The following is a 17,533-nucleotide window of genomic DNA, read 5'->3' as shown; positions in this document are numbered from 1 at the left end:
CGTCAGCGCACCTTCAACGTGGCCAGGCCGATCAGCACGAGCACGACGGAGATGATCCAGAAGCGCACGATCACCCGCGGCTCCGGCCAGCCCTTCAGTTCGAAATGGTGGTGGATCGGCGCCATGCGGAACACGCGCTTGCCGGTCAGCTTGAACGAGGCGACCTGGATCATCACCGACAGGGTCTCGATGACGAATACGCCGCCCATGATCACCAGCACCAGTTCCTGGCGGGTGATCACCGCGATCGTGCCCAGCACCGCGCCCAGCGCCAGCGCGCCGATGTCGCCCATGAAGACCATCGCCGGATAGGTGTTGAACCACAGGAAGCCCAGCCCGGCGCCCGCGATGGCGGCGCAGATGATGACCAGCTCACCGGCACCGGGAATCTGCGGGATCTGCAGGTAGTTGGCGAACACCACGTTGCCGGAGGCGTAGGCGAACACGCCCAGCGCGCAGGCGACCAGCACGGTGGGCATGATCGCCAGGCCGTCCAGGCCATCGGTCAGGTTGACCGCGTTGGAGAAGCCGACGATCCAGAAGTAGGCGATGGTCACGAAGCCGATTCCGGCCAGCGGCAGCGCCACCGACTTGAACATCGGAATGTAGAAGGTCAGTGCGGCAGGTACATCGGCGGTATAGAACAGGAACAGGCCGGCGGCCAGTCCGAAGATCGACTGCAGCAGGTACTTCCAGCGCGACTTCAAGCCGTTCGGGTCGCGGCGGACGATCTTGATCCAGTCGTCGTACCAGCCGATCGCGCCGAAGCACAGCATCACCGCCAGCACCAGCCAGACGTAGCGGTTGCGCAGGTCGGCCCACATCAGCACCGACAGGGTGACGGTCAGCAGGATCAGCGAACCGCCCATGGTCGGCGTGCCGGCCTTGGAGAAATGGGTCTGCGGGCCGTCCTTGCGGATCGGCTGGCCGCCCTTGAACTGGGCAAGCTTGCGGATCATCGCCGGGCCGAGCCACAGCGACAGGAACAGGGCCGTCAACGCGGCAAGGATGGCGCGGAACGTCTGGTAGTTGAACAGCCCGAACAGGCTCTCCAACTGCTGCAACCATCGAGCCAGTTCATACAACATGCGGGGATTCCTCTCCTTGCGCCAGCAGCGCTTTGACGATCGTGTCCATGGCGCTGCCACGGGAACCCTTGACCAGGCAGCGCACGCCGGCGTGCAGCTCGTCCTTCAACGCCTGCGACAGCGCGTCATGGGTGGCGAATTGGCGGCCGCCTTCGCCGAACGCGGCGGCGGCGGCGGCACTGAGCGGACCGAGCGCATACAGGCGCTTCAGCCCTGCGGCGCGCGCGCGGACGCCGGCCTGCGCGTGCAGCGACTGCGCATCCGGGCCAAGCTCACGCATGTCACCCAGCACCAGCCAGCCCTCTTCCGGGGCGGCCGCCAGCGCATCGATGGCGGCGGCCAGCGAACCGGGATTGGCGTTGTAGCTGTCGTCCACCAGCACCGCACCATTGCGCAGCTGGTGGGCGATCTGGCGTCCGGGCACCGGCTGTGCGTCGGCCAGGCCGGCGGCGACCCATGCCAGGTCGATGCCGGCAGCCAGCGCCAGGCTGGCGGCAGCAAGCGCATTGCTGACGTTGTGGCGGCCCGGCAGGCCCAGCACCACGCGTGCTTCGCCCATCGGCGAGACCAGCGTGAACTGGCTGCCCTGCGCACCGGCGCGGATGTCACGCGCGGTGATGTCGGCAGTGTGTTCCAGGCCGTAACGCAGCACGCGGCAGCGCGGCGGAACGCCGACGAAGTGCTGCTCGAACCAGCGTCCGTAGGCATCATCGGCATTGATCACCGCCACGCCGTCGGCCGGCAGTGCGGCGTAGATGGCGCCTTTGGTGGTGGCCACGCCGAGCAGACTGCCCATCCGCTCGAGATGCGCAGGCGCGATGTTGTTGACCAGCGCATAGCGCGGGCGGGCGATATCGGTCAGGTAGGCGATGTCGCCCGGCTTGCCGGCGCCCATCTCGTAGACGGCGTAGTCGGCATCTTCCGGCGCATCGATCACCGCCAGTGGCAGGCCGATCTCGTTGTTGCGGTTGCCCGGGTTGGCATAGACCACCTTGTGCGCGTGCTGTGCCACCTGGTGCAGGATGGCCAGCAGCAGGCTCTTCACGCTGGTCTTGCCGTTGCTGCCGGTGATCGCGAAGACCTCGGTGCTGCGGTCGCGCTGCATGCCCGTGGCGATCTTCGCCAGCGCCAGTTCGCTGTCGGCGACCAGCACCTGCGGCAGCTCGACCGGCAGCAGGCGCTCGACCAGCAGCGCGCTGGCGCCACGGGCCTGCGCGTCGGCGGCGAAGTCATGGCCATCGAAGCGCTCGCCACGCAGGGCCACGTACAGGCTGCCCGGGCCAAGACTGCGGGTATCGTTGCTGATGGCATCGATGGCGACATCGTCGCCGTGGATCTCGCCGCCGGCCCAGTGCGCGATCAGCGACAGCAGGGTGCGCTTCATCGTGCACCCTCCGCCGCCAACACACCGGCCTTGGCAGCCAGTGCAGCGGCCGCCACTTCGGTGTCGTCGAAGTCGTGGCGTACGCCCTTGATCTCCTGGTAGGGCTCATGGCCCTTGCCGGCGATCAGGATGATGTCGCCGGCACCGGCGCGCTTCACGGCCAGGCCGATCGCGCGCGCACGGTTGCGCTGCACCGTCACCGCGCCGGCATCGGTAAATCCTGCAAGGATGTCGGCGACGATGCGGTCACCGTCCTCGCCACGCGGGTTGTCATCGGTCACGATGACCTGGTTGGCCAGCCGCTCGGCAATGGCCGCCATCTGCGGGCGCTTGCCGGTGTCACGTTCACCGCCGCAGCCGAACACACAGTACAGCGTGCCCTGCAGATGCCCGTGCAGGCTGTCCAGTGCCTGTTCCAGTGCATCCGGCGTGTGCGCGTAGTCGATGACCACGGTCGGCAGGCCCTGCTCGCCGCCAAGGCGGTTCATGCGGCCGCGGATCGGCTGCAGCGCCGACAGTACCTCGGCGATACGCGGCAGTGACTGGCCCTGTGCGTGCAGGGTGCCGGCCACGGCCAGCAGGTTGTCGACGTTGAAGCGGCCCAGCAGCGGCGATCGGACAGCTGCGCGCTGTCCTTCGATCACCAGGTCGAAGGCGATGCCACGGCCATCAAGCTGCAGCGCGTCGGCGAGCACGACGGCGCCGTCGGTATCGCGCGAGCTCAGGCCGATCGGCAGCACGCCGGCCGGCAGGTCGGCGAACAGCTGGCGACCGAACGCGTCGTCGAGGTTGATCACCGCGGCCTTCAGGCCAGGACGATGGAACAGGCGGGCCTTGGCCGCGCCGTAGCTGGCCATGTCGCCGTGGTAATCGAGATGGTCGCGGGTGAGGTTGGTGAACACGGCCACGTCGTAATGCACGGCATCGACGCGGCCCTGGTCCAGCGCATGTGAACTGACTTCCATCGCCACCGCACGCGCACCCTGGTCGCGCAGCTGCGCCAGCAGGGCATGCATCTGCAGCACCAGCGGCGTGGTGAAACCGGTCGGCTCGACCGCGCCGTAAAGTCCGGCACCCAGCGTGCCGATACTGCCACTGGGCGTTCCCAGCAGATGCCAGGCCTGGGCCAGCAGCTGCACGGTGGACGTTTTGCCGTTGGTACCGGTGACACCCACCATCGCCATTGCCCGCGACGGTGCACCGTGGAACTGGTCAGCCATTGCGCCCATGCGTGCGCGCAGGCCCGGCACCGCGATGGCATCGGCCGGTGCGGGCAGATCGTCCGGTGCCGGTGGCTCGAACAGGATCGCGCCGGCGCCCGCCGCGCGCGCCTGATCGACGAAGCCCAGGCCATGTGCGCCGAAGCCGGCGATGGCCACGAAGGCATTGCCGGGGAGTACGGCACGGCTGTCCAGCACCAGGCCGGTCAGAACGGGATCATGGCCCGCCAGGGCCACGTCCGGAAGCAACTGCGAAAGCAACATCGAAGGGCTCATTGCGTGCCTCCCGTGGCGGGCGGCGTCTGGACCTGCGCGCTGGGCAGCGCGGCATCGAATTCGGCGGCGGCATCGACCGGCAGCGCGGTCTCGGCCGGCGGGGCCGGCAGGATCGAGGCCGAGTGCCCCATCTTTCCGGACTGCTGCGCGGCCAGCCACGACTGCAGGTCGTCCAGCGGCACATCCATCAGGCGCAGAGTGCCTTCCATCACGTTGTGATAGACCGGCGCCGACACCAGGCCGCCGTAGAACTTGCCGGCCTGCGGATCATTGATGACGATGACAGTGGCGAAGCGCGGGTTGGTGGCGGGCACCACGCCGGCGAACAGCGCGTTGTAGTGACCGCGCTCGTAGCCGCCGGGGCCGGCCTTGCGCGCAGTACCGGTCTTGCCGGCGACGTGGTAGCCCAGGACCGCCGCCTGCTTGGCGCCGCCCTGGGTGACCACCGTTTCCATCATCGCCACCACCTGCTTGGCGACGTTCTCGTCGATGATCTGCTGGCCTTCGTTGCGCTGCCCCTTGACGAAGGTCGGTGCAATCAGGCGACCACCGTTGGCCAGCGCCGAGTACGCGGTGGCGATCTGCAACGGCGTGACCGACAGGCCGTAGCCATAGGACATGGTGGTCTTGGTGGTTCCCGACCAACGGCCCGGACGCATCACCACACCTCCGGACTCACCCGGGAAACCGCTGTGCGGTACCGAGCCGTAGCCGAAGCGCCGCACACCGTCATAGAAGGTCTGGTCAGGCATCTTCGCCGCGACCTTGGCGGCACCCACGTTGGAGCTGCGGGTGATTACGCCGGTCACGTTCAGTACCCCGTTGTTGCGCGGCACGTCGCGGATGGTGAAGCGGCCCAGGGTCATGTAACCCGGATTGGTGTCGACGATGGTGTCCTTGGTCACCACGCCTGCCTGCAGCGCGGTGGCGATGGTCAACGGCTTCATCGTCGAGCCCGGTTCGACCAGATCGGTCACCGCGCGATTGCGGCGCGAATCGGGCAACGCACCGGTCAGCGAGTTCGGGTTGTAGGTCGGCAGGTTGACCATGGCCAGGATCTCGCCTGTGGTCACGTCCATGATGACCATCGAACCGCCGGCCGCCTTGTTGGCCACCAGCGCATTGCGCAGTTCCTTGAAGGCCAGGTACTGGATGCGGCGATCGATGCTGAGGGTCAGGTCCTTGCCCGGTTCGGCGGCACGCAGCAGATCGCTCTCGACGGTCTCGCCCTTGCGGTTGCGGATCACCCGCTTCGCGCCCGGCTTGCCGCGCAGCCATTCGTCGAACGCCAGTTCCAGGCCTTCCTGGCCGCGGTCGTCGATGTTGGTGAAACCCAGCACATGCGCCATCGCTTCGCCCTGCGGGTAGAAGCGGCGGAACTCGCGCTGCGCGGCCACGCCTGGAATCTTCAGCGCGACCACCTTTTCTGCCTCATCCGGATTGATCCGGCGACGCAGGTACATGAATTCCTTGTCCGACTTCTGCGACAGGCGGCTGCTCAGCTCGTCCACCGACATGCCCACGGCCTGCGCCAATTCCGGAATGCGGTCAGGCGCGCGCAGCAGGTCCTGCGGGTTCACCCAGATCGAGGCCACCGGGGTGGAGACCGCCAGCGGTTCGCCGTTGCGGTCGGTGATCATGCCGCGCGAGGTTTTGATCGGCAGCTCGCGCAGGTAGCGGGCCTCGCCCTGGCGCTGGTAGAAATCGCTGTTGATGATCTGCACGTAGGCCGCGCGGCCGACCAACGACACCGAACACAGGCCAAGCGCCAGCGCCACCCAGCGCAGGCGCTGGCGCAGGTTGAAGGCGTTGCGTGGACGGTTGCGGCCGGTCTTGCTCATGGGCGCACCACCACTACGTCGGCGGCTTCGGGGAACTTCATGCCCAGCTTTTCACGGGCGATGCGGTCGACGCGGTTGGCTTCGGCCAGAGTGGCCTGTTCCAGCTGCAGGCGGCCGAATTCGATGTTCAGGTCATCGCGCGCACGCTCGGCGCGCGACAGCTCGATGAACGTCTGCCGGTGGCGGTGGCGCACGAACACCACGCCGATCGCCGAGGCCACGGTGGAGGCCAGCAGAATGATCAGCAGCAGGCGGCTCATGCGTCGGCCTCCCGCTTCTGGGCCACGCGCAGCACGGCGCTGCGCGCGCGCGGGTTGGCGGCCAGTTCGTCGTCCGTGGCCTTGATGGCCCCGCCGATCAGGTCCAGGGTCGGCACGAACGCGACCGCTTCAGGCAGGCGGCGGTTGGCAGGCGGCGCCTTGGCCAGACGGTTCATGTACTGCTTGACGATACGGTCTTCCAGCGAATGGAAGCTGATGACCGCCAGCCGGCCGCCGGGCTTGAGCCGTTCCACCGCCGCGTCGAGCCCGGCCTCCAGATCGGCCAGCTCGCGGTTGATGTGGATGCGGATGGCCTGGAAACTGCGAGTGGCCGGATGGATCTTGTCCTTGCCGCGGGGCATCACCGACGCGATCAGTTCGGCCAGTTCGGCGGTGCGGGAGAACGGCTGCTTCTCGCGGCGGGCAACGATGGCGCGGGCGATGCGCCGGCTCTGCCGCTCTTCGCCGTAGGTCCACAGCACGTCGGCGATCTCGCGCTCTTCGACGCGGTTGATCCACTGCGCGGCACTTTCGCCGCTGTCCGGATCCATGCGCATGTCCAGCGGGCCGTCCTTGCCGAAGCTGAAACCACGTTCGGCCACGTCCAGCTGCGGCGAGGACACGCCGAGATCGAACAGCACGCCATCCAGGCCTTCGGCGGTCTCGTTCCACTGCAGCAGCTGGGCGAAGCTGCCACGGAAAATCGACACGCGCGGGTCCGGCGCGAAGTCGCGCTCGGCCACAGCGATGGCTTCCGGATCCTTGTCCATGACCAGCAGGCGTCCCTCCGGCCCCAACTGGGTGAGCACGCCACGTGCGTGACCGCCACGACCGAACGTGCCATCCAGATAACGTCCGTTTTCGATCACCCTCAGGCCGTCCAGGACCTGGGTGTACAGGACCGGCAGGTGCACCGCCGGCGACTGCGACACCGGAAGGTGACCGGCCTGCGCTTCTGGGCGCATCCGGGCACCCCGGCTCACAACTTCAGGTCGAGCAACCCATCGCCCAGATCCTCGTCAGACAACGTCTGCTGGATCAGGGCACGATGCGCCTGCTCGCTCCACAATTCGAACTTGTCGCCCATACCGAGCAATACCGCCTTCTTTTCTATGCCCACCGCACCGCGGTGGCTGGCGGGAATGCTGATACGACCGTTGCCGTCCAGCTCCAGGTGGGCGGCCGAGCCGACCAGCTTCTGCTGCAACAGGCGCACGACGCGCTGGGTATTGGGCTTGGACATGACATCGTCGCGGACCCGCTCCCATTCGGACTCGGCATACAGCCACAGGCAGCCGGCTTCGAACGGGTTGTAGGTCAACACGAGACGGTTGTTGCTGGCGCGCGCGACGAGGTCGCGGTAAGCGGTGGGAACCGCCATGCGCCCCTTGTCGTCAACTGTGATGGCCGTCTCGCCCTGAAACACGACGCCTGCACCTTGTCCTTCGCCCGGTGAAACATTGAACCACGAAAACCCACAAAACACCCGGATTTCCCTCTGATGCCCACCTTAGCAGCGAGCGAAGGGTTGTCAACAACTTTTCCGCAGGGAAATCGCCAGCCACATCAATGGCTTGCAGCAACCTTTAGAGAATTGTTCAAGGCTTATCCACAAGTTGCTGATCCGTCTCAATTTTTGAGATTGAACGGAAGTTCAGGCCTGTGCAGGGGGCGTGAAACATCGCCCCCGCATTCATCGGGAACTGGCTGAAAGCGGCGCCAGACTGCGCAAACCGGGCACAATGACGTCATGTGCCTGCTTGCTCTTGGCTGGATGCACCATCCGCGCTGGCGGCTGGTGATGACCGGCAACCGTGATGAGTTCCACGCCCGCCCCACTGCGGCGCTGGCCCGCTGGCAGGATGAGACCTCCGTCATCGGCGGGCGCGACCTCCGCTCCGGAGGAGGCTGGGCCGGCGTCGGTGCCGGCGGCCGGATGGCGGTGGTCACCAATGTGCGCGATCCGCTGGCCGCCCAGACCGGTCCCTCGCGTGGCGCGCTGGTGGCCGACTTCCTGCGTGGCCGCGACCCGGCCGCAGTGCATATCGACCGCTTGGCGGCCGTGGCCGGCGCCTACGCCCCGTTCAACCTGCTGCTGGCCGATAGCGACAGCCTGGAGTATCTGGGCAACCACCCTGCCGAACGGCAGCGCCTGGGGCCGGGCGTGCATGGCATGTCCAACGGTGCACTGGATGCCCCCTGGCCGAAGACACAGCGGCTGATGGCCGCGCTGACGGCCTGGCTGGAAGAAGACGGGGTCAGATCTCCTTCGCAAAGCGAAAGGGATCTGACCCCGGACCTGACCCCGCTATGGACCGCGCTGGCCGACGAACACCGGCCTGCCGACAGTGACCTGCCGGACACCGGCATCGGACTGGAACGCGAGCGCTGGTTGAGCCCGGCCTTCATCCGCGGCGACGACTACGGCACCCGTGCCAGCACCGTGCTGCTGATCGATGGTGATGGCCACGGGCAGATCCATGAACGCCGCTTCGGGCCGCAGGGCGTACTTGTTGCCGGAAGCCGCATCGACTTCTGAGCGGCGGGCAGGATGCCGCCGGGCATGGCCTGGCGCTACAAAAGTGAATGGAGGCGGAGCCGGCCGATAAGCCGGGTTCTGTCGTGGACAGTCATTCCTCTAGGCGTTACGTCACCGCAACGCTCAAGCAACCTACCCGGATCCAACGCGGGCCGCGCCAAAGGATCCCTATTTGGTCTTGCTCCAGGTGGGGTTTGCCGTGCCGGTCTGTTACCAGACTCGCGGTGCGCTCTTACCGCACCATTTCACCCTTACCGGCCTTCCGAAGAAGACGTAGGCGGTATCTTTCTGTTGCACTTTCCGTCGGCTTGCGCCGCCCAGGCGTTACCTGGCACCTTGCCCTGTGGAGCCCGGACTTTCCTCGGCACCCCGCAAGGGATGACGCGACTGTCTGGCCGGCTCCGCCAGCGCGCATTCTACCGTACGCGGGTGGTTCCTGCCCGGTGGCTGTTCGATGCCGCGCGACGCGCACGCCGGGCATGGCCCGGCGCTACCGGCCGTACAACGCCTTGCGCGGTGCGCCGGTCAGCTCGGCGGCCAGCTTGGCGGCGGTCGACGGCGGCAGGTGCTCGCTCAATGTGGCGTAGACGCGACGGCCATGGGCCAGCTGCGCTTCCTCGTCGTCGCCGGCCCCCTGCACCATCACCACAAACTCGCCCTTGCGCTGGTTCTCGTCGGCTTCGACCGTTGCCAGCAAGGCCGCCAGATCGCCATCCAGCACGGTCTCGAACAGCTTGGTCAGCTCCCGCGCCAGCACCGCAGGCCGCTCACCGCCGAAGATCGCCGCCATGTCCGCCAGGGACTCGGCGATCCGGTGCGAGGATTCGTAGAACACCATCGTGCGCACCTCGCCGGCGAGCGCCTGCAGCCGGTCGCGGCGCCCGCTGGCCTTGGCCGGCAGGAATCCCTCGAAACTGAAGCGATCGCTGGGCAGGCCGGCCACGCTGAGCGCGGCAATGGCGGCACAGGCACCCGGAACCGGGCTGACCCGGATGCCCGCCGCGCGCGCGGCCCGTACCAGGCGGAAGCCGGGATCGCTGACCAGCGGCGTGCCGGCATCGCTGACCAGCGCCAGCGATTCGCCCGCCTGCAGGCGCGAGACCAGTCGCTGCGCCAGGGCGTCTTCGTTGTGCTCGTGCAGCGCCACCAGCGGCTGCTGGATGCCGAAATGGGACAACAGCTGGCCGCTGCGCCGCGTGTCTTCGGCACAGATCGCCGCTACCGAACGCAGCACCTCCTGTGCGCGCGGACTCAGATCGGCCAGGTTGCCGATCGGCGTGGCGACGACATACAGGGTGGGGACACTCATTTCAGCGGTACTCACGGGGCAAGGGTAGAATCCTAGCGTGTACCTGGCCAAGGCCGCTGCCCTCATCGCATGGACCCGATCATGAACAAGCCCGCCGCACGCATCTCCGCCCTTTCGTTGTCGCTGATGCTCCTGGCCGGCTGTGCCACCACCAGCTTCACCAGCGCGCCCGAATCGCCGGCCCAGAGCCAGGCGCTGGCGCTGATCGAACAGGGCAAGCCGCGCGACGCCGCGATGCAGCTGGAGGGCCTGGCGGCCACCCTGCGCGGCAGCGCGCGCAGCAATGCCCTGGCGGATGCAGCCTGGGCGTGGCACCTGGCCGGCGACAGCACCCGCGCGCGCAGCCTGTTGGGGCAGCTCAGCGCCCGCCAGCTGTCCGGTGCCAGCCTGCAGCGTTACCAGCTGACCGGCGCCGAGCTGGCACTGGCTGACAAGCAACCCGCACAGGCGTTGGCCCTGCTCAAGGACAATGGCGACAACGTCGCACCCGGCCTGCGCACGCGCTGGCTGCTCGCCCGTGCCCAGGCCCTGCAGGCCACTGGCGATGCCTTCGGCGCCGCCAGCGACCGCGCACGCGCGCAGGCCGGCCTCACCGGCAGCGCGCGCAACGAGAACCAGGCGGCCATTTCAGGCCTGCTCGGCACCCTCGACGATGCCACCCTGCGCAGCCGTGCCGCCGCGCTGCCGGCCAACGATCCGCTGTACAACTTCGCCGGCCGTGCGTTGATCGCCCGCGGCCTGCCGCTTCCGCGTCCGTTCGACCGCGACGGTGCCGCCCAGTTCGATACCAGCAAGCGCCCGCCGGCAATGAGCGATGGCTACCGCCCGCCGGCGAAGCTGGCCGTGCTGCTGCCACTCAGTGGCCGCCTTGCCACCGCGGCACAGCCGGTGCGCGATGGCCTGCTCGCCGCCTATTACGGCGAATCGCGCCGCCGCCCGGACATCAATTTCTTCGATACCGCCGGCACGCCGGCCGGTGCATTGGCTGCTTACGACAAGGCAGTGGCCTCCGGTGCCGACTTCGTCGTCGGCCCGCTGGGCCGCGATGAAGTGGATGCGGTATACGGCCGCCAGCCGCTGCAGGTGCCGGTGCTGGCACTGAACCGTGGCAAGGATTCACCGCCGGCCGGCAGCGCCGGCTTCTCGCTCGCCCCGGAAGACGACGGCATCGTCGCCGCCGAATACCTGCGCGGCCGTGAGCGCAATCGCGCCCTGGTCATCAGCAGCAGCGACGATACCGGCCGCCGCGCCGCCGCGGCCTTCTCCCAGCGTTTCACCCAGCGCGGTGGCCAGGTGGCCGCCACGGTATCGGTCCCTGAAGCGGTGGGCGATGTCGGCGCCCAGGTGCGCAATGCCGGCCAGGTCGACGCTGTGTTTCTCGCCGTGCGCGCTCCGCAGGCGCGGCTGCTTGCGCCGCAGCTGGCGCTGGCCGGTGTCGGCGGCGCCACCCGCGTCGGTACGTCCCAGCTGACCATCGGCAGCGGCAAGGTGGAGGAAGACGTGGCACTGGACGGCATCGTCTACCCGAATGAAGCCTGGAACGTGCGCAGTGTCTCCGGCCTGCCGTCGGCCAGCCAGGTCGCCAGCACGCTGCCCAGCGCGCGCGGTGCCGCCGGCCGCCTGTTCGCCTTCGGCGCCGACGCGTGGAAGATCAGCAGCTATCTGGACAAGCTGGCCAACGAAGGCGGCCTGGAAGGCGCCACCGGCACCCTGTTCCTCGATGGCAATGGCAACATCCTGCGCCAGCCGGCGTGGTCGACCTTCAGCGGCGGCCGGCCGATGCCGATCGTCGGTGGTCGCTGAGCGCACGCAGCGGGGCTCGGCGATGGAAACCGCCGCCGAGCTGCACCTGCAACAGGCCGGGCTGCAGCCACGCGCGCGCAATGTCCGTTATCGAAGCGGTGAACTGGACCTGGTGATGGACGACGCCGGTACCGTGGTTTTCGTGGAGGTGCGGTACCGCGCGCGCAGCGACTTCGGCGGCGCTGCCGCCTCGGTCGACCCCCGCAAATGCCGGCGCCTGGTACAGGCCGCACAGTTGTACCTGCAGGCGCATCCTGCACTGGCCGATGCGCCCTGCCGCTTCGACGTGGTCGAGGCCAGCGGCGAACCGCCACAGCTGCACTGGCTGCGCGACGCATTCCGGCTGGACGACTGCTGATGCCCTCGATCATCACCCACGCTGCCGTGCCGATGCCCGGCGCAGAAGCCGCCTGTAAGGCCATCCACTCCGTACCGGTTGTTCCACGAGATCCAACATGAGCCCTGCCCTGCCCGCTGCCCTGGTTGCCGAACTGTCCGCCCTGCTGGGCACGGAGGGCTGGCGCATGGATGACACCGCGCTGGAGGCGAATGCGCAGGACAACTCATGGCGCCGGCAACGCCCCGCCGCCGTCGCGCTGCCGGCCGACACCGAACAGGTGCAGGCGCTGGTCCGCGCCTGCCGCGTGCACGGCGTGGCCCTGGTCGCGCGTGGCGCGGGCACCGGCACCACCGGGGCGGCGGTGCCCCTGCCGGGCAGCATCGTGCTGTCGTTCACCCGCATGGATCGCATCGTCGAGATCCGTGCCGGTGATCGCTGCGCGGTGGTGCAGCCTGGCGTGCTCAACGGCGCCCTGCAGCAGGCGCTGACACCGCATGGGCTGTTCTGGGCGCCGGACCCGTCCAGCGCGGAGATCTGCAGCGTCGGCGGCAATCTCGCCTGCAATGCCGGTGGCCCACGCGCGGTGAAGTACGGCACCAGCCGAGACAACGTACTGGGGCTGGTCGCGGTCACCGGCACCGGCGAGGTGATCCGCTGCGGTGGTGCCTATACCAAGGATGCCACCGGCTACGACCTGACCCACCTGCTGGTGGGTAGCGAGGGCACCCTGGCGCTGATCGTGGAAGCTACCTTGAAGCTGACGCCGCTGCCGGTCGCGCAGGCCGGACTGCGCGTGCTGTACCGCGATGCCGATGCCGCCGCCGCCGCGGTATCGCGGCTGATGTCGCAGCCAGTGGTACCGACCCGCCTGGAGTTCATGGACGCGCGCAGCCTGGAGCTGCTGCGCCTCAATGGCGCCGACGTACCGGAGGCCGGCGCGATGCTGCTGGTCGAGGCCGATGGCGACCACGACACCCTGCCCTACCTGCTGCAGGCGCTGGCCAGCGCTGCCGAAGGCGACGGCATGATGGAACTGGACGTAGCGATGGAGGGCCGCGCACGCGACCAGCTGTGGGCGGCGCGCAAGGCACTGTCGCCCGCGCTGCGCAGCGTTGCACCCGGCAAGATCAACGAAGACGTGGTGGTGCCGGTATCGCGCATTCCCGACCTGGTTGCCGGGGTACAGGCGCTGGCAGGCGAGTACAGCCTGACCATCGTCACCTTCGGCCATGCCGGCAACGGCAACCTGCATGTCAACATCCTGTACCACCCGGACGATGCCGATGAGAGCGCGCGAGCGCATGCGGCGCTGCCGAAGATCTTCGCGCTGACGCTGGCGCTGGGCGGCACACTGTCCGGTGAACATGGCATTGGCCTGGCCAAGCGCGATTTCATGGCGCAGGCGTTCACTCCCGCCACGCTGGCGACCATGCGCGCGATCAAGGCCACGCTGGACCCGGATGGCATCCTCAACCCGGGCAAGGTGCTGCCTCCTGCATGAGGCGCCGCCCTGTGCATGAACGCCGTCCGTGTCAGGACGGTAGCGCCGGGCCATGCCCGGCGTTCTCATTCGTCAGGCGAAGTGCTGATAACCACCGTCGGCCACTTCGCCATCCACGTGCACGCCCTGCCCTTCGGCGATGCGGCCAATGCGGGTGAGCGGCAGGTCCAGCGATTCGGCGAGGTAATGCAGTGCGTCGCGCTGATCGGCGGCCGCGGTGAAGCACAGCTCGTAGTCGTCTCCGCCACGCAATGCACAGTCGCGCGCGCCATCGCGGCCGAGCAGCTCACGCAGCGCGTGCGAGATCGGCAACGCATCGGTATCGACATGCGCTGCCACGTCACTGCGGCGGGCGATGTGGCCCAGATCGGCCAGCAGTCCGTCGGACACATCCACTGCCGCATGCGCGAAGGCACGCAGGCGCAGGCCGAGGGTGACACGCGGCGTCGGCCGCAGCAGGCGCACGCGCAGGCGTTCGTAATCGGCCAGCAACGTGGCCGTGGCCACGTTCAGCGCCCCCTGTTGCCACAGGCGCAGCGCACCTGCCGCATCCCCCAGCGTGCCACTGACCCATATGTCATCGCCGGCCTGTGCACGGTCGCGGCGCAGGGCCTGACCACGGCCCACCTGGCCCATTGCGGTGACAGACAACGACAGCGGTCCGCGCGTGGTGTCACCCCCGATCAGCGCGACGTCATGCTGGTCGGCCAATGCGAAGAAGCCATCGGCGAATGCCTCGATCCAGTCTTCGGACGTTTCCGGCAATGACAGCGCCAGGGTGCACCAGGCCGGTCGCGCGCCCATCGACGCAAGATCGGAAAGATTGACCGCCAGCGTCTTCCAGCCGATATCGAAGGCCGGCGTCTCCACCGGGAAGTGCACGCCACTGTTGAGTGTATCGGCGGTCACCACCAGCTGTTCATTCGCGCGCGGCTGCAGCAGCGCGGCATCGTCACCGATGCCGAGCAGCACGTCATCGCGCTCGGCGGTGCGGGCGCGGATACGGTCGATGAGGGCGAATTCGGCCAGGGACATGGGGCGTTCTGCTCTTATGTAGCAGCCGGGCCATGCGCGGCTGCAGTTCGATCACGCGCCACACTACCGGACGCAGCCCTGCCCTGCGCGGCAAGCCAGGCAGGGCACGGCTCTACAGCGATCGGGTCAGTGGCCCGATTCGACCTTGCGCCATTCCACGGCGGCGCGGTCCAGCACACCGTTGACGTAGGTGTGGCCGTGTTCGGAGCCGAAGCGCTTGGCCGATTCGATGGCCTCGTTGATCACCACGCGGTACGGCACGTCCAGGCGGTAGCGCAGCTCGTACGCGGCCAGGCGCAGCACCGCGCGTTCGATGGCATCGACTTCCTCGATGCCACGGTCCAGATACGGGCCCAGCGCTTCGTCGATGTCGGTGCGGTTGTCGAGCACGCCGTGCATCAGCGCCTCGAAGTACGCCAGATCGGCGATCTCGCGGGCCTGCTCATGCGCGAACTGGGCGATCAGCGACTGTGCGTTGCCGCCGGAGATCTGCCACGCGTAGACGGCCTGCACGGCACGACGGCGCGCGCGCGAGCGCAGCACCGGATCAATGCCATCGCGGCGGACGGGTTTACCGGAGGGCTTGCCCTGGGTGTTCTTGTTCATGGCAGCTGCTCCAGAAGATTGACCATTTCCAATGCGGCGAGTGCGACTTCCTCGCCCTTGTTGCCGTGGCTGCCGCCGGCGCGGGCCTCGGCATCTTCCACGCGTTCCACCGCCAGCACGCCGTTCAGTACCGGCACGCCGAAATCCAGCTGCACGCGCATCAGGCCTTCGGCGCAGCGGTCGGCCACGTGTTCGTAATGACGGGTGTCGCCGCGGATCACACAGCCGAGGGTGAGGATGGCGGCGTGTTCATGGGCGGCGGCCAGGCGTGCGGCGACCAGCGGCAGTTCCCAGGCGCCCGGCACCCGGATCACGTCGATGTTGGCTTCGGTGATGCCGTTGCCGGCCAGGCTCTGGCGCGCGCCGGCCACCAGCGTATCGGTGATGCGGGCGTTCCAGCGGCTGGCCAGGATGGCAAAGCGCGCCGACTCGGGAGTGCGAAGATCGCCTTCGTAGTGGCTCATATGCGGCTTGGGGGACTCGATTAAGGGGTAATTCTAGCGTGGATGGGCCCCGGCCGTGGTTGGCGGGGGCCTGGCATCCGCCGGGCATGGCCCGGCGCTACCGGGGTCGGATCCCGCACCGCGGGCTCCGACCCCACGGGGCGACCGTTACAGGGCCACCGTCTCCACCACTTCCAGGCCATAGCCGGCCAGGCCGATCTGCCGGCGCGGCGTGCCCAGCACGCGCAGCTTGCCCAGACCCAGATCGGACAGGATCTGCGCACCGGCGCCATTGCGGCGCCACTGGCCCACATCCTTGTCCTTGCCCGGCACCACCGGTGCGGGCTGCTGGCGCAGGCGCGCGAGCAGCGCCTCGCCATCGCGCGGCGCCGACAGCACCACCATCACGCCGGCACCTTCGGCGGCGATCGCACGCAGCGCGTCGGTGGCGGCCACGCCGAAATCGTCACGACGCCAGTGCAGCAGGTCGGCCAGCGGATTCTCCACCTGCACGCGCACCAGCGTAGGCGTGCCAGCGTCGGGAGTGCCGCGGACCAGGGCGAAGTGCAGGTCGTGGGCGATGCGGTCGCGGTAGGTCACCAGCCTGAACGGGCCGAACTCGGTATCGATGTCGCGCTCATCAACGCGCTCGACCGTCTTCTCGGTGGCCAGGCGGTAGGCGATCAGGTCGGCGATGGAGCCCATCTTCAGGCCGTGCTCGCGGGCGAACACTTCCAGCTCCGGGCGACGCGCCATGCTGCCGTCCGGGTTGAGGATCTCCACCAGCACGCCGGCCGGTTCCAGCCCAGCCAGCATGGCCAGGTCCACGCCCGCCTCGGTGTGGCCGGCGCGGGTCAGCACGCCGCCCGGCTGGGCGATCAGCGGGAAGATGTGGCCGGGCTGGTGCAGGTCCGACGGCCGCGCGTTGGGCTTCACCGCGGTGCGGATGGTATGCGCGCGGTCATGGGCGGAGATGCCGGTGGTCACGCCCTCAGCCGCTTCGATGCTGACGGTGAAATTGGTCTGGAACTGCGCGGTGTTGGCCTGCACCATCGGCGCCAGGCCCAGGTCGGCGGCGCGGGTGCGGGTCAACGGCAGGCACACCAGGCCACGGCCATGGGTAACCATGAAGTTGATGTCGCTGGCCTTGACCAGCTCGGCAGCCATGATCAGGTCGCCTTCGTTCTCGCGGTCCTCGTCATCGACGATGACGACCATGCGGCCCTGGCGGATGTCTTCCAGGATCTCGGGGATCGGCGCGAAGTTCATGCTGCGCCTCCCTGCAGGTGCCCGCCAACAAGACGTTCGACATAACGGGCGACCAGGTCGATTTCCAGGTTCACCGCACTGCCCACGCCGGAGGCGGAGAAGGCGGTGTTGGCCACGGTATGCGGGATCAGCGCGACCTCGAAGCCTTCCTCGTCCACTTCGTTGACGGTGAGGCTGACGCCGTCCACGCAGATCGAGCCTTTCTTGGCGATGTAGCGCAGCAGCGAGGCCGGCGCGGCGAAGCGCCAGCGCTGGGCGCGCGCGTCATCGTGGATGGACAGCACCTGGCCCAGGCCATCAACGTGGCCGCTGACCAGATGCCCACCCAGACGATCGGTCGGGCGCATGGCACGCTCGAGGTTGATGACCGCGCCCTGCTCGAGTTGGCCCAGCGTGGTCAGGCCCAGCGTCTCGGTGGAGGCATCGGCCTGGAAGCTGTTGGCGTCGAATGCGATGACCGTCAGGCAGACACCGTTGATGGCGATGCTTTCGCCCATCTGCACGTGGTCGAACGGCAGGTTGCCGACATTGAAGGTGAAGCGGACATCGCCGCCGATGGACTCGCGTGCGGCCAGACGGCCGACGCCTTCGATGATTCCAGTAAACAAGTAACGTTCTC

The 17,533-nt window shown here is 68.1% G+C and carries 17 protein-coding genes and 1 other RNA gene; 4 read left to right on the top strand and 14 right to left on the bottom strand.

The annotated features are described in order from the left end of the window. Window positions 1-2: 2 nt before the first annotated feature. From mraY to N8888_RS02820, 7 genes are read right to left on the bottom strand one after another with little or no spacing between them, the layout of a single operon-like run. Entirely contained in the window at window positions 3-1,088 is a 1,086-nt protein-coding gene (gene mraY / locus N8888_RS02850; protein ID WP_053516457.1) for a phospho-N-acetylmuramoyl-pentapeptide-transferase, read from the bottom strand. Beyond that, a complete protein-coding gene (locus N8888_RS02845) occupies window positions 1,078-2,472 on the bottom strand; it encodes a UDP-N-acetylmuramoyl-tripeptide--D-alanyl-D-alanine ligase (RefSeq protein WP_193396214.1) in 1,395 nt (464 codons plus the stop codon). Before N8888_RS02845 ends, mraY begins: the two co-directional genes overlap by 11 nt. Next, complete coding sequence (locus tag N8888_RS02840) at window positions 2,469-3,968, bottom strand: UDP-N-acetylmuramoyl-L-alanyl-D-glutamate--2,6-diaminopimelate ligase (protein WP_263177344.1); 1,500 nt, start codon at window positions 3,966-3,968, stop codon at window positions 2,469-2,471. The genes N8888_RS02845 and N8888_RS02840 overlap by 4 nt, the downstream gene beginning before the upstream one ends. Further along, entirely contained in the window at window positions 3,965-5,809 is a 1,845-nt protein-coding gene (locus N8888_RS02835; RefSeq protein WP_065182805.1) for a peptidoglycan D,D-transpeptidase FtsI family protein, read from the bottom strand. Before N8888_RS02835 ends, N8888_RS02840 begins: the two co-directional genes overlap by 4 nt. Then, entirely contained in the window at window positions 5,806-6,069 is a 264-nt protein-coding gene (ftsL, locus tag N8888_RS02830; RefSeq protein WP_053516463.1) for a cell division protein FtsL, read from the bottom strand. The genes N8888_RS02835 and ftsL overlap by 4 nt, the downstream gene beginning before the upstream one ends. Next, the gene (gene rsmH / locus N8888_RS02825) at window positions 6,066-7,034 is read right to left on the bottom strand and encodes a 16S rRNA (cytosine(1402)-N(4))-methyltransferase RsmH (protein ID WP_053516464.1); all 969 of its coding nucleotides are present in this window, start codon (window positions 7,032-7,034) and stop codon (window positions 6,066-6,068) included. The genes ftsL and rsmH overlap by 4 nt, the downstream gene beginning before the upstream one ends. Window positions 7,035-7,048: 14 nt before the next feature. After that, the gene (locus tag N8888_RS02820; RefSeq protein ID WP_008266948.1) at window positions 7,049-7,450 is read right to left on the bottom strand and encodes a division/cell wall cluster transcriptional repressor MraZ; all 402 of its coding nucleotides are present in this window, start codon (window positions 7,448-7,450) and stop codon (window positions 7,049-7,051) included. A 369-nt stretch (window positions 7,451-7,819) separates the two neighbouring features. Between N8888_RS02820 and N8888_RS02815 the strand changes: the two genes are divergently transcribed. Further along, window positions 7,820-8,608 (top strand): NRDE family protein, encoded by a 789-nt coding sequence (locus tag N8888_RS02815; RefSeq protein WP_263177335.1) that lies wholly within the window; start codon window positions 7,820-7,822, stop codon window positions 8,606-8,608. Between the two features lie 51 nt (window positions 8,609-8,659). Here the strand turns inward: N8888_RS02815 and rnpB are convergent. Both rnpB and rsmI read right to left on the bottom strand, forming a co-directional pair. After that, window positions 8,660-9,011, bottom strand: an RNA gene (rnpB, locus tag N8888_RS02810) — RNase P RNA component class A. Between the two features lie 87 nt (window positions 9,012-9,098). Continuing rightward, window positions 9,099-9,917, bottom strand: coding sequence for a 16S rRNA (cytidine(1402)-2'-O)-methyltransferase (gene rsmI / locus N8888_RS02805; protein WP_053516466.1), 819 nt, complete (start codon window positions 9,915-9,917; stop codon window positions 9,099-9,101). Window positions 9,918-9,998: 81 nt separating this feature from the next. Between rsmI and N8888_RS02800 the strand changes: the two genes are divergently transcribed. The 3 genes from N8888_RS02800 (at window position 9,999) to N8888_RS02790 (ending at window position 13,561) form a co-directional block, all read left to right on the top strand. Beyond that, on the top strand, window positions 9,999-11,720 hold the full coding sequence (locus N8888_RS02800; RefSeq protein WP_128989130.1) for a penicillin-binding protein activator: 1,722 nt from the start codon (window positions 9,999-10,001) through the stop codon (window positions 11,718-11,720). Further along, complete coding sequence (locus tag N8888_RS02795; RefSeq protein ID WP_253119413.1) at window positions 11,710-12,078, top strand: YraN family protein; 369 nt, start codon at window positions 11,710-11,712, stop codon at window positions 12,076-12,078. The genes N8888_RS02800 and N8888_RS02795 overlap by 11 nt, the downstream gene beginning before the upstream one ends. A 97-nt stretch (window positions 12,079-12,175) precedes the next feature. Further along, entirely contained in the window at window positions 12,176-13,561 is a 1,386-nt protein-coding gene (locus N8888_RS02790; RefSeq protein ID WP_263177332.1) for an FAD-binding oxidoreductase, read from the top strand. 72 nt (window positions 13,562-13,633) lie between these two features. Here the strand turns inward: N8888_RS02790 and thiL are convergent, their stop codons facing one another. From thiL to N8888_RS02765, 5 genes are all read right to left on the bottom strand, one after another. Further along, window positions 13,634-14,596, bottom strand: a complete 963-nt coding sequence (gene thiL / locus N8888_RS02785; protein WP_164151686.1) for a thiamine-phosphate kinase — start codon at window positions 14,594-14,596, stop codon at window positions 13,634-13,636. Between the two features lie 126 nt (window positions 14,597-14,722). Beyond that, window positions 14,723-15,202: a transcription antitermination factor NusB gene (gene nusB / locus N8888_RS02780; RefSeq protein ID WP_053516471.1), complete on the bottom strand. Its 480-nt coding sequence runs from the start codon at window positions 15,200-15,202 to the stop codon at window positions 14,723-14,725. Further along, a complete protein-coding gene (ribH, locus tag N8888_RS02775) occupies window positions 15,199-15,666 on the bottom strand; it encodes a 6,7-dimethyl-8-ribityllumazine synthase (protein WP_010481977.1) in 468 nt (155 codons plus the stop codon). The genes nusB and ribH overlap by 4 nt, the downstream gene beginning before the upstream one ends. A 147-nt stretch (window positions 15,667-15,813) precedes the next feature. Further along, complete coding sequence (gene ribB / locus N8888_RS02770; protein WP_053516472.1) at window positions 15,814-16,914, bottom strand: 3,4-dihydroxy-2-butanone-4-phosphate synthase; 1,101 nt, start codon at window positions 16,912-16,914, stop codon at window positions 15,814-15,816. Next, a complete protein-coding gene (locus tag N8888_RS02765) occupies window positions 16,911-17,522 on the bottom strand; it encodes a riboflavin synthase (RefSeq protein ID WP_111186317.1) in 612 nt (203 codons plus the stop codon). Before N8888_RS02765 ends, ribB begins: the two co-directional genes overlap by 4 nt. Window positions 17,523-17,533 lie beyond the last annotated feature (11 nt).

Origin of the sequence: Stenotrophomonas maltophilia, assembly GCF_025642255.1 — a bacterium.
Taxonomy (GTDB): domain Bacteria; phylum Pseudomonadota; class Gammaproteobacteria; order Xanthomonadales; family Xanthomonadaceae; genus Stenotrophomonas; species Stenotrophomonas maltophilia_P.
This window is presented reverse-complemented; position numbering and strand designations above follow the sequence as displayed.

Bases quoted from the DNA above. Each gene is read 5' to 3' on its own strand.
- mraY (WP_053516457.1), bottom strand. From the start codon at position 1,088: ATGTTGTATGAACTGGCTCGATGGTTGCAGCAGTTGGAGAGCCTGTTC.
- N8888_RS02845 (WP_193396214.1), bottom strand. From the start codon at position 2,472: ATGAAGCGCACCCTGCTGTCGCTGATCGCGCACTGGGCCGGCGGCGAG.
- N8888_RS02840 (WP_263177344.1), bottom strand. From the start codon at position 3,968: ATGAGCCCTTCGATGTTGCTTTCGCAGTTGCTTCCGGACGTGGCCCTG.
- N8888_RS02835 (WP_065182805.1), bottom strand. From the start codon at position 5,809: ATGAGCAAGACCGGCCGCAACCGTCCACGCAACGCCTTCAACCTGCGC.
- ftsL (WP_053516463.1), bottom strand. From the start codon at position 6,069: ATGAGCCGCCTGCTGCTGATCATTCTGCTGGCCTCCACCGTGGCCTCG.
- rsmH (WP_053516464.1), bottom strand. From the start codon at position 7,034: ATGCGCCCAGAAGCGCAGGCCGGTCACCTTCCGGTGTCGCAGTCGCCG.
- N8888_RS02820 (WP_008266948.1), bottom strand. From the start codon at position 7,450: ATGGCGGTTCCCACCGCTTACCGCGACCTCGTCGCGCGCGCCAGCAAC.
- N8888_RS02815 (WP_263177335.1), top strand. From the start codon at position 7,820: ATGTGCCTGCTTGCTCTTGGCTGGATGCACCATCCGCGCTGGCGGCTG.
- rsmI (WP_053516466.1), bottom strand. From the start codon at position 9,917: ATGAGTGTCCCCACCCTGTATGTCGTCGCCACGCCGATCGGCAACCTG.
- N8888_RS02800 (WP_128989130.1), top strand. From the start codon at position 9,999: ATGAACAAGCCCGCCGCACGCATCTCCGCCCTTTCGTTGTCGCTGATG.
- N8888_RS02790 (WP_263177332.1), top strand. From the start codon at position 12,176: ATGAGCCCTGCCCTGCCCGCTGCCCTGGTTGCCGAACTGTCCGCCCTG.
- thiL (WP_164151686.1), bottom strand. From the start codon at position 14,596: ATGTCCCTGGCCGAATTCGCCCTCATCGACCGTATCCGCGCCCGCACC.
- nusB (WP_053516471.1), bottom strand. From the start codon at position 15,202: ATGAACAAGAACACCCAGGGCAAGCCCTCCGGTAAACCCGTCCGCCGC.
- ribH (WP_010481977.1), bottom strand. From the start codon at position 15,666: ATGAGCCACTACGAAGGCGATCTTCGCACTCCCGAGTCGGCGCGCTTT.
- ribB (WP_053516472.1), bottom strand. From the start codon at position 16,914: ATGAACTTCGCGCCGATCCCCGAGATCCTGGAAGACATCCGCCAGGGC.